Origin of the sequence: Myroides sp. LoEW2-1, assembly GCF_009767705.1 — a bacterium.
In the GTDB taxonomy this organism is placed as follows: domain Bacteria; phylum Bacteroidota; class Bacteroidia; order Flavobacteriales; family Flavobacteriaceae; genus Flavobacterium; species Flavobacterium album_A.
This window is the reverse complement of record NZ_WSPP01000231.1, coordinates 1-11386: the sequence shown is the minus strand read 5'-3', so window position 1 is coordinate 11386 and position 11386 is coordinate 1. Positions and strand designations below refer to the sequence as shown.

The 11386-nt window shown below is 34.6% G+C and carries 11 protein-coding genes; 4 read left to right on the top strand and 7 right to left on the bottom strand.

Going from position 1 to position 11386, the window contains the following annotated elements:
• Nucleotides 1–128 precede the first annotated feature (128 nt).
• A complete protein-coding gene (locus GOQ24_RS12625) occupies nucleotides 129–521 on the bottom strand; it encodes a DUF1573 domain-containing protein (protein WP_155093063.1) in 393 nt (130 codons plus the stop codon).
• A 240-nt stretch (nucleotides 522–761) separates the two neighbouring features.
• Between GOQ24_RS12625 and GOQ24_RS12620 the strand changes: the two genes are divergently transcribed.
• From GOQ24_RS12620 to GOQ24_RS12610, 3 genes are all read left to right on the top strand, one after another.
• Nucleotides 762–3395 (top strand): valine--tRNA ligase, encoded by a 2634-nt coding sequence (locus tag GOQ24_RS12620; RefSeq protein WP_155093062.1) that lies wholly within the window; start codon nucleotides 762–764, stop codon nucleotides 3393–3395.
• A 74-nt stretch (nucleotides 3396–3469) separates the two neighbouring features.
• Entirely contained in the window at nucleotides 3470–4105 is a 636-nt protein-coding gene (locus GOQ24_RS12615) for a TatD family hydrolase (RefSeq protein ID WP_155093061.1), read from the top strand.
• 34 nt (nucleotides 4106–4139) lie between these two features.
• Nucleotides 4140–4856: a ThiF family adenylyltransferase gene (locus GOQ24_RS12610; RefSeq protein ID WP_155093060.1), complete on the top strand. Its 717-nt coding sequence runs from the start codon at nucleotides 4140–4142 to the stop codon at nucleotides 4854–4856.
• A gap of 107 nt (nucleotides 4857–4963) precedes the next feature.
• Here GOQ24_RS12610 and GOQ24_RS12605 read toward each other — a convergent pair whose 3' ends face one another.
• The 3 genes from GOQ24_RS12605 to GOQ24_RS12595 all read right to left on the bottom strand — a co-directional run bounded on the left by GOQ24_RS12605 (nucleotide 4964) and on the right by GOQ24_RS12595 (nucleotide 8195).
• Nucleotides 4964–5620 (bottom strand): NAD(P)-dependent oxidoreductase, encoded by a 657-nt coding sequence (locus GOQ24_RS12605; RefSeq protein WP_155093059.1) that lies wholly within the window; start codon nucleotides 5618–5620, stop codon nucleotides 4964–4966.
• Between the two features lie 127 nt (nucleotides 5621–5747).
• Entirely contained in the window at nucleotides 5748–6947 is a 1200-nt protein-coding gene (locus GOQ24_RS12600; RefSeq protein WP_155093058.1) for an aromatic amino acid transport family protein, read from the bottom strand.
• Nucleotides 6948–6989: 42 nt separating this feature from the next.
• Entirely contained in the window at nucleotides 6990–8195 is a 1206-nt protein-coding gene (locus GOQ24_RS12595; protein WP_160339839.1) for an aromatic amino acid transport family protein, read from the bottom strand.
• 202 nt (nucleotides 8196–8397) lie between these two features.
• On the opposite strand from GOQ24_RS12595, the gene GOQ24_RS12590 reads away from it, so the two are divergent.
• On the top strand, nucleotides 8398–8814 hold the full coding sequence (locus GOQ24_RS12590) for a Fur family transcriptional regulator (RefSeq protein WP_155093056.1): 417 nt from the start codon (nucleotides 8398–8400) through the stop codon (nucleotides 8812–8814).
• On the opposite strand, the gene GOQ24_RS12585 is transcribed toward GOQ24_RS12590, so the two are convergent.
• The 3 genes from GOQ24_RS12585 to azu form a co-directional block, all read right to left on the bottom strand.
• The gene (locus GOQ24_RS12585) at nucleotides 8811–9806 is read right to left on the bottom strand and encodes a YpdA family putative bacillithiol disulfide reductase (protein ID WP_155093055.1); all 996 of its coding nucleotides are present in this window, start codon (nucleotides 9804–9806) and stop codon (nucleotides 8811–8813) included. The two genes, GOQ24_RS12590 and GOQ24_RS12585, sit on opposite strands and share 4 nt — an antisense overlap.
• A 250-nt stretch (nucleotides 9807–10056) precedes the next feature.
• On the bottom strand, nucleotides 10057–10728 hold the full coding sequence (locus tag GOQ24_RS12580) for a YceI family protein (protein ID WP_155093054.1): 672 nt from the start codon (nucleotides 10726–10728) through the stop codon (nucleotides 10057–10059).
• A 148-nt stretch (nucleotides 10729–10876) separates the two neighbouring features.
• Nucleotides 10877–11383, bottom strand: a complete 507-nt coding sequence (gene azu / locus GOQ24_RS12575; protein ID WP_155093053.1) for an azurin — start codon at nucleotides 11381–11383, stop codon at nucleotides 10877–10879.
• Between the last annotated feature and the right edge of the window lie 3 nt (nucleotides 11384–11386).

Here is an 11386-nt window from a genome sequence, read left to right as displayed (position 1 = left end):
AGTCTAAAACTCGTTTTAATTGCAAGAACTTTTAATCTAAGAGAAAAGTAACGTTTTATATAATACAAAAGAGGGTGACCTTTTGGGACACCCTCTTTTTGTATTAAAATAGAATAAGTTTTCTCGGGTTATTTTGCAGGGATAACTTCTCCTTTAATTCTCAAGGGAACTACACCATTTACATAGTTAACTGCATTTGATTCTACAGTAATTGTTCGGCTAATACGGCCTACATTCATGTTGTATTGTACATCGATTTTTCCTTTTTGACCAGGTAAGATTGGTTCTGCTGGTTTAGAAGGAACTGTACATCCACATGTAGAACGAACATCAGTAATGATTAATGCTTCATCACCTGTGTTTGTAAACTCAAAAGTTCTAAGACCATTGTCTTTTCCTCTTTCTACTGTTCCGTAGTCAATGGTATTGTTTTCAGCTTTAAATTCGATTTTTGGTCCTTTTTGTGCGAATGAAACTGCACTTGCAAGTACCATTACTACTACTGCTAAAAATTTTTTCATTATACGTCTCTTTAATATTTGTTTTACTAAAATTAAATAAAATAGTTATTCAAGCAAATTAATAATTATAATACTTCATTTTAGGAGTAATTTTTTTATTATTAACGAGTAATAACTATTTTTGCTGATACAAAGATACGGAAAAAAAAGTTTAGTGATTTTTCACTACAAGTGAATTTTAATATTCATTATACTTTTTTAGAAGTGTTTAACGTTAAAACAAGTAAATTTTTTTAAAGAATGAGTATTCCTGCACAATTTGACGCGAAGCAAGTAGAGCAAAAGTGGTACCAGTACTGGCTTGAGAATAAGTATTTTCAGTCAATACCAGATCACAGAGAGCCTTATACAATTGTAATCCCTCCACCTAACGTAACTGGAGTTTTACACATGGGGCATATGTTGAATAACACAATTCAAGATGTATTAATACGTCGTGCACGTTTAAAAGGGCTTAACGCTTGTTGGGTTCCTGGAACTGATCACGCTTCTATTGCAACTGAAGCAAAAGTCGTCGCAAAATTGAAAGAGCAGGGAATCAATAAAAACGATTTAACACGTGAGGAGTTCTTAGCACATGCTTGGGAGTGGAAAGAAGAATACGGTGGAGTAATCTTGGATCAGCTTAAGAAATTAGGTTGTTCATGTGATTGGGACCGTACTAAATTCACAATGGACCCTGAGATGTCAGAACAAGTGATTAAAGTATTTGTTGATTTATATAATAAAGGTTTGATCTATAGAGGTTACCGTATGGTGAACTGGGATCCTGAAGCCTTGACTACTTTATCAGATGAGGAAGTAATCTACGAAGAAAGACAAGGAAAGCTTTATCATCTTAAATATCAAATCGAAGGTAGTAGTGAGTATTTAGTGATTGCTACCACTCGTCCTGAAACTATCTTAGGGGATTCAGCTATTTGTATTAACCCTAATGATGAGCGTTATACTCATCTTAAGGGAAAGAAAGCGATTGTGCCGATTTGTAATCGAGTAGTACCTATCATCTTTGATGAGTATGTAGATATGGAATTCGGAACAGGATGTCTTAAGGTGACGCCTGCTCACGATGTAAATGATAAAGATTTAGGTGAAAGACATAATTTAGAAATTATCGACATCTTTAATGCCAATGCAACCCTGAATGAACAAGGATTACATTATGCAGGTAAAGATCGCTTTGTAGTGCGCAAAGAAATCGAAGCTGAGTTAGCGTCTATCGGAGCTTTAGACAAAGTGGAGAACTATGTGAATAATGTTGGTACTTCTGAACGTACAAAAGCAGTTATTGAGCCAAGGCTTTCGGATCAATGGTTCCTTAAAATGGAAGAATTGGCAAAACCTGCATTAGAGGCAGTATTAGAAACAGAGGATGTTAAGTTATATCCAAGTAGATATAATAATACATATAGAAGCTGGTTAGAGAATATTCGCGATTGGAATATCTCTCGTCAGTTGTGGTGGGGACATCAAATACCTGCTTTTTATTACGGAACGGGTAAAGAAGACTTTGTCGTTGCTGAGACAATTGAGGCTGCTTTAGAATTAGCTAAGGTAAAATCGGGCAATTCAGCAATGACTGTGGCTGATCTAAAACAAGATGAAGATGCATTAGATACTTGGTTCTCATCTTGGATATGGCCAATGTCTGTATTCAATGGAATTAATCATCCTGATAACAAAGAATACAACTACTATTATCCAACAAATGATTTAGTGACTGGACCGGATATTATTTTCTTCTGGGTAGCGCGTATGATCATGGCAGGATATGAGTACACTGGTAAACAGCCATTTACAAATGTATATTTTACGGGGATTGTTAGGGACAAACAACGTCGAAAAATGTCTAAATCATTAGGAAACTCTCCTGATGCCTTAGGATTAATTGACAAGTTTGGAGCTGACGGTGTTCGTGTAGGACTGTTATTATCTGCTTCTGCGGGAAATGACATTATGTTTGATGAGGAATTATGTGCTCAAGGAAAAGCTTTCACTAATAAAGTGTGGAACGCATTCCGTCTAATCAAAGGATGGGAAGTGTCTGAGACATTAGCACAACCAGAATCTGCTAAAGTATCATTAGCATGGTACGAAGCGAAGTTACAGAGTGCTTTAGTAGAGATAGAAGATCACTTCTCTAAATATAGAATTTCGGATGCGTTAATGACCATCTATAAATTAGTATGGGATGATTTCTGTTCTTGGTTCTTAGAAATGATCAAACCAGGTTACCAACAACCAATCGACAAAGCTACTTTCGAGAAGACTATCGAATTGTTAGAAGCTAACTTGAAATTGTTACATCCATTTATGCCATTCTTGTCAGAAGAAATTTGGCAACATATTAAAGAGCGAGATGCTGCTGATGCATTAGTTGTATCTGCATGGCCAGAGATGACGTCATTTGATGAAAACTTGATTAAGGAGTTTGATTTCGCTACAGAAGTTGTTGCAGGTATCCGTACTATTAGAAAAGACAAGAATATTTCGTTTAAAGAAACGATAGACTTAAAAGTAATCAACAATGATAAAACGTCAGCATACTACGATAGTATCATCTCTAAATTAGGAAACGTTGTTTCTATAGAGTATGTATCTGAACAAGTAAGTGGAGCACTATCATATCGCGTAAAATCTAACGAGTACTTTATTCCTGTAACAGGAAGTGTAAACTTGGAGGAAGAAATCGCTAAGTTAGAAGATGAGTTGAAATACTTAAAGGGATTCTTGAAATCTGTACAAGGGAAATTGTCAAACGAGAAGTTTGTAAATGGAGCTCCTGCACAAGTAATCGAGAATGAAAGAAAAAAAGAAGCAGATGCTTTAGCTAAAATAGCTACTATTGAACACAGCTTAGCTGGATTAAAATAGCATTGTATCTCTTAACTATAAAATGCCTCTAATTAGCACAAGCTAATTAGAGGCATTTTTTTATCTTCGCACTTATGAAAATTAATGTACATAAACATGGGGCAACTGCACAAGTTGAAGGCATAGAGATTGTTAATCAATATCCTACAACTTTAGACACGTCTTTACCTGCTTATTCGGTAGGTATCCACCCTTGGTATATTAAGGAGGATAATATAGAGGAAGAATTGAGGCTGTTAGAATTGCAGTTGCAAGGAGTAAACTGCTTAGCAATAGGAGAGTGTGGTTTAGATAAAAAGGCGAATATTTCGTTAAATATTCAAGTTGAAGTATTCAAGAGACAGTTACTACTTGCAGAAAAATATAAAAAAGCAGTAATTTTGCACGTCGTTTCAGCCTTTCAAGAGGTTATTGCAATTAAGAAGCAGCTGAATATCAGTGTTCCTTTGATTATTCACGGATTCAATAAGAAGCATGAAGTAGCAGAAAGTTTGTGGAAAAACGGTTTTTATTTGTCTTTTGGCAGGCATTTAATTGACAAGGAGAGCTTACAGAGTACTTTTTTGCAAGTTCCCAAAGAGCGATTGTTTTTAGAAACAGATGACGCTGCTGAAGTGACTATTGCTGAGGTATATCAAGTAGCCGAGAGGTTATGTAAAGATATAGAAACGATAATAGAGCAGAATTATAGAACAGTATTTAATAGATAACAACAGTCAATAGACTGATTAATAAATAGAATTAATGGCGATTTGGCAAGAAAGAGCAGAATTACTTTTTAAAGAAGAAGGTTTACAAAAACTGAAAGAGGCAAAGGTATTAGTTGTAGGATTAGGAGGTGTTGGATCATTTGCAGCAGAATTTTTAGCAAGAGCAGGAGTTGGTAGTATGACTATTGTCGATGGAGATACAGTGGATATCACTAATATCAATAGACAATTGCCCGCTTTGCATTCTACAGTAGGTCAACCTAAAGTAAAGATCGTTGGTGATCGCCTTTTGGATATCAATCCAGAATTAAATCTTACGCGCATAGAAGAATTTATTTCTCCAGAGCGAGCACACGAAATAGTTACTTCGGATTTCGATTATGTGTTAGATTGTATTGATAGTATTACTCCAAAGATAAATATCATTTTGGCAGCTAAACGCAAAAAAGTAAAGGTTATTAGCGCTATGGGAGCAGGAGGAAAGATGCAGGTGAACAAAGTGGTTGTGAAAGACATAAGCAAAACAGATGTGTGTCCTTTAGCTAAACAAATCAGAAAGCGCCTGAAGAAAGAAGGTATTTCGTCAGGGGTTAAGGCTGTTTTTTCTGTGGAAAAACCCGATGAAAGTAGCTTGAAAATGACTGATGGAAAGAATTTTAAAAAGTCTTTTTTTGGGACAAATAGTTGGATGCCTGCTTTATTTGGTTTGACTTCAGCCGAGGTAGTTGTGAGGTATATTTTAGAAAAATAGTAGGAGGGTATGCGTGTACTTCTGTACCCATTTTCTTCAATTAAATAAAATTAAAAGCCTTAAGAATGGCTAATTCTTAAGGCTTTTTTTGGCTTGTAAGGTGAAGGTTAGTATCCAATAGTAAATTGTCTATTGAGCAGTTGTTTGTTGTTTACTTCATCTATAATTGCAACAGCTAAATCTTCTACAGATATTCTACTTCTACATTCGCTGTCATATACGGGCGTATTTGTACCATATCTAAATCGACCGGTACGCACTCCTGTGTTTGTGGGGTTCATTTCTATTGCTGGACTACAATAAGTCCAGTTAAAGGATTCCTCTTGACTTAATATTTTTTCGAAATAATCCTTAGCGGCTAAGGCTCCAGGTTTTATAACGTCTGGAAAATCTGCTGAGTTAACCAACTGTAAATTTGGTTTAATGTATAAAGTACCAGCCCCACCAATGACTATTAACCTTTTTGTATGGCTATCTTTTACTGCTTGGTGAATAGAAGTAGCACCTTGTATATAATCGTCATAGAGGTTTGGATTAGTCCAACCAGCATTAAAAGCACTGATGACTGTATCAGCACCTTTTAATAGTTCTGTTAGTTTATCTGTTTCCATTACATCCACAGATTTTAAAGTAAGCAAACTTGATTGAGCAATCGCTTCAATGTTGCGCGCCATCGCGGTAGTTTCTATATTTCGATAAACTAATTCTTTCAGTATCGCTTTTCCTACATAACCAGTAGCGCCGATCAAAACAACTTTTTGCATAGTACTTTACTTTTTATTTGTGGTAAAAGTAGTTAGTTTAGAAGTTGATAGAATAAAAAACCGACTTAAACTAGAAATTTCTTAATCTAGGTTAAGTCGGTTACTTAAGAATGATGATCTTCTATTCTTAATATGATGGAATTACGTTAATGACCATCAAAAACTGTAGAATAATAATTACAGCCGTTAACAACCACAAATACAGGAAGGCTATTCTCTGTGAGAAAGGTTGTTTTTCGCCAGCTTGTTTCTGTGCTTTCTTTAGGATTAACATGGGCATTATTAAAGCTAAAACAACTAAAGAAACAGAAGCATATCCCAAGGCAACGATGAATCCATCAGGGTAGAACAAAGCAAATCCTATAGGTGGTAAAAACGTTAATAAAATCGCACTTGTATTGTTTTTAATCAACGGCTTGTGTTTCCCTAAATCCTTTATATAGTCTTTTAGAGCCATTGCAACTCCCCAGAAAGAAGTTAGTATAGCTGCTCCCGCAAAAATATTAAAAGCAACCTTGATCACTTTGGAGTTTTCAATTTGGCGAATTGCTTTTAGTAGCCCTTCTATCTTTGTGTTTTCTTTTAGTATTTCTGTAAAAACTCCTTCATTAATGTTTCCAAGTATGGTTAACTCCCAAATCAAATACAATAATAAAGGGAGTATACTACCGACAAAAAACACCCACTTTAATTGTTTTAGATTGCCATCCAAGTATTTTACGAGTGTAGGTATAACGACATAGAATCCAAAACTGGTAAAAATTACGGGAATAGTAGCTAATACGGGTATTGCATTCGAAGGTTTATGCAATAGGTATTGAGCTTCTATTTTTGGGAGTAATAAGCCTATTACTACGCAGAGAAAAATTAATTTAATTGAGAATACTATTTTAGTACTTATATCGACAAGTCTTGTACCAAATGCAATAATACCTCCAAACATGACAGTAAATAAAATAGCGGATACTTCGGTAGATATTTCTCTGTTGAGCCATAGTTCTAAATTTGTGCGAAGGATATCTCCTCCTCCTGTAATATAGGCAGATACCAAGGCATACATTAAAGTAAGCATGCTGATTGCAGTAATAATTGCTCCAGTATTGCCAAGGTATTTGAATGTCAATGTATTTAGACCATCTTCTTTAGAATTGTATTTGTAAACATCAACCAAAAGTATCGAAGTGTAAAACATCGCGAACCAGATACAGAACAAGATAAAGGCCATAAAAGTAAAACCTACACTTGCTGAGATGATTGGCATTGCTAACATTCCTGCGCCGATGGTAGTCCCTGCTACAATAAGGACGCTTCCGATAATTTTTTGCATTTTTAAATTTTGTTTTATTAATGTTGATGATGTACTATTTTGTTAATCTAATATGGGTAATATTCCCATAGTCATTAGTATTTGAATAACTAAAATACCAGCCCCAAATAGGAAAATGAATGAAAAGGCTACTTTTTGTAATAGTGTAATCTTTTCTTTTCGATGTCGCTTTACTTGTATGTACAAAAGTACTGGAATGAAAAGTGAAGTGATCACGACTGATATGGCTGCGTATCCTAAAGCAATAATAAAGCCATCAGGATAGTAGAATACAAATAACAAAGGCGGTACAAAGGTGATAAGGTAAATTACGAGTGAATTATTTGCAAACACTTGTTTTTTGCTCAAGTCTTTGATGTAATCAAATAAAGCCAATGCTACTCCTAAAAAAGAGGTTAATATAGCAGCCGCAAAGAAAATATTTAGTGGAATATTAACCCATTTGGATGTAGTCACATTCTTTACTGCTCTTAGTACTCCAGAAGGTCCTTTGCTTTCATTGATAACGCTGTATAATGTTTGTTGATCTACACTTCCTAAGATTGATATTTGCCAAAACAAATACACAATTAAGGGTAAAATACTTCCGTATATGAATGCCTTTTTAAGCAATTTCGTATCTCCATTTAAATAGTTTACCATACTTGGTACGACAATGTGAAATCCAAACGAGGTGAATATAATAGGTATGGAAGAGAAAACTAATGCTCTTTCAATAGGAAGGCTCATTAAGTTCTCTATTTTGACAAACCCAAACATAAATAGGATAACGACAAGCAAGAAGATTAGTTTAATCATAAATATCCATTTAGTTGCGATGTCTACTACTCTTGCTCCTAATCCCACAATACCCCCAAAAACAATGGTAAAGCCAATGGCTATTACTTGGGGACTGAGATTAACTCCAAACCAATTTGAGATATTCAATCGAAGAATATCAGTACCACCTGCAATATAAGCACAGACAAGTGCGTACATCAACGTGAGCATACTAAAACCTGTGATATATTGCCCTGCTTTTCCTAAATATCTAAATACCATTGTGTTTAGACCATCTTCGTGTGAGTGATCGCGATAGGTATCTACCAATAGAATTGCTGTATAACACATGGCGAACCATATAAAAAACATGATTAAGGTAATTCCTGAGAATCCAACACCTGAGGATATTATTGGCATTGCGAGCATTCCACCTCCTATAGCTGTTCCAGCAATGATTAAGGTACTTCCAATTAGTTTACTATTCACTTTGTTAATGATTTGGTGTCTATTATGAGTAAAAAATAAATATATGTTTTTATTTATTAAAATAATAGAATATGTTGTACGATTATTTGATTTTTTATTATTTGTATTTAGCTTAAAATATGTTAATGTGCTTCTCGAGGCTACCGAAAAGGACACTTTGCGAAACATTGTTTATATTTGTACTAATACTAAATAGTAAGTTATGAGTATGGATAAATTAGAGAAACAGCTCACTGATAAAAAGATTAATCCAACTGCTATGCGATTGTTGATCTTAAAGTTTTTGAAACAACAAAATGGCGCTGTTTCCTTAGCAGATATTGAATCAAGCTTCGAGCAATCGGATCGCGTAACTATTTATAGAACAGTAAAAACCTTTGAAAGCAAAGGATTGCTACATAGTATTACCACAAATAATGTTACTCAATATGCTTTGTGTTCTCAGGAGTGTGATGCTAATAGTCATCACGATACTCACTTACATTTTGTCTGTAGTAGTTGCAAAAAGACAATTTGTTTGACGCAAGTTTCTATACCTCAGATTGAAATACCTCAAGGTTTTCAATTAGATGATATTGAAATTGTTGCTAAAGGGATATGTAGGGAATGTAAATCCTAATATCGATAATTGCTGCTGCTAAATCGATACTTTGAGATAACGTGGCTTATAATGTGTAGAGCGTGTTCTCTTGAATTTTCAATGAACCAAGTATGTGTATTAAGTCCACCACATACTACACCTGCTAAGTACAGGTTAGGTATGTTCGTTTCCATTGTCTCAGGGTTATAAATTGGTGTAAGTGATTCTGTATTGGCAATTTCTATTCCCAATTGCTTTAGGAAATCAAAATTTGGCTTGTAGCCAGTAAGGGCTAACACAAAATCATTTTTTAGTGTGATATCTCCATTTGGAGTATTTACAAGGACACTATCTTCCTTTATTTCAGTAAGGTTACTATTGAATAAAGCTTTGATACTTCCTTCTTTTATTCTGTTTTCTATATCTGGTTTTACCCAGTATTTAACATGGGAACTAATTTCTCCATCTCGAATAACCATAGTGACATTTGCTCCTTTACGGTAGCACTCTAAAGCTGCATCAACAGAGGAGTTACTTGCTCCTACCACTACCACATCCATACCTGCATAAAAATGGGGATCATTGTAGTAATGCGTAACTTTAGGTAAATCTTCTCCTTTGATATGAAGTAAATTAGGGATGTCGTAAAAACCAGTTGCAATAATGACATTACTCGCCTTGTAGTTTGCTTTATTCGTCGTTATGACAAAGTGATCACTTTCATCTTTTTTAGCATCGATAACAGTTTCAAATAAATTAATCTTTAACTCATTCGATGTCGCAACTCTTCTATAGTATTCTAAAGCTTCATTGCGTCGTGGTTTTTTCTCTGTAGAGATAAAGGGTATATTGTCTAATTCGAGCAAATCAGCTGAAGAAAAGAACTGCATATTGACAGGATAATAATACAGTGAGTTAACTATACAGCCTTTTTCAACAATAAGGTATGATAACCCTTGTTTTTTTGCTTCTAGTCCGCAAGCTATACCAATCGGTCCTCCGCCTACTATCACTATATCAAATTGTTCCATGTTTTTTTTACAGTATGATTATTTTATGTATTACACAAAGATACTTATTTCTTTTAGGAATAGGGAGGTAAAAAGGAAGATTAAATGAAATAGAAGTCTAAAAGGGAGGGATTGTTATTTGTTTTCATGTTCGTCATTCTATCGGACTTGTAGCAAGTGTAAAAAGAAACAGGGAACCAATAGGCTCCCTGTCAAAGTGAGGTTATGCTATATAACCTATATTTTAATTAAATACTATAAAGCAAATAGATTATTTAGTTGCTTTAGTAGAAATTTTAATTTTGATTTCGTCGTTGATAATTTTATCTCCAGCTAAATCTTTAACGATTGAACCTGAGTTAAAGTTAACTCCCCATTTAGTTCTATCAATAGCAAACTCTTCAGAAACGATAGTAACATCATTATCAGTTACAGTTACCGTAGCAGGGAAAGTAATTGCATTAGTAGCTTCTTTCACAGTCAAGTTTCCAGTAACCATTTGTTTTCCATTTTCTTCTGCAATAGAAGTTAATTCAAAAGTTGCAGTTGGGTATTTTCCTACGTTAAAGAAGTGGTCTGCTTTTTCTTCAGCACTCCCTTTTAAGTGAGCTTCTAATCCAGCTTTTCCATCAGGATCTGTAATATCAGTTACATTGATAGTATTCATGTCAAGAACAAAAGTACCATTAGTAACTTTTCCTTCTTTTACGAATACTTTTCCTTCTTTTAAAGTAATTGTACCTGTGTGATTGTCACCAGATATTTTTCCACCAACCCAGTCAATTTTTGAGTCAGCAGCTACAACGTTGTAGTTGATCGCATCAGCAGCTGGTGTTGTAACCTCTTGCTCTGTTGTAGTTGTTGCTTTGTCAGCATTTTTGTTACCACATGATGTCAATGATAACGTAGCGATAACCGCTAAAGTCAATACAATTTTTTTCATTTTTTTTAAATATGCTAATTTGAGTTGCACAAATTTACAATAGTTCTAAATAATAAACAACGAGTCAGAAAAAGATGACTGTGTTTTTTTTTGAATAAAAAAAAGCTGTACGATTTCGTACAGCTTTTAATATTGTGATTATAAAATCTTATTCAGCAATTAATTTACCTTGCATCATTGCGAAGTGAGCAGGGAATGAACATAAGAAATCATAAGTACCAGCTTCAGTAATAGTGAATTCAATTGTATCTGACTCACCTCCACCTAAAGTTTTTGTATGAGCAACTACGTTGTCTTTTCCACTAGCTGGGATATAATCTGTATCAGGTGATTGTGCACCTTCAGTTGCAAATGCAGTAAGATCAGTTCCTGGTTTTAATAATACCCAGTTATGTCCCATTACAGCTTTGTCCATTTTCCCAACGTGCTTAAGAGTTAGTTTAATTGTTTTTCCAACAGGAACTTTAATTTCAGTTTTGTTAAACTTCATTTGATCATCTCCTGTAATCAAAACTCTAACTGTCTCTTTTTTATCAGTTGTAGCTTCTGTTTGTGCTCCTTCTGGAGTAACTTTTGCATCTTGTTTTTTATCTCCACAAGATACGAACATAACAGCAGTAATTGCCAATGCGAAAACAGTATTTAATCCTTTCATAAT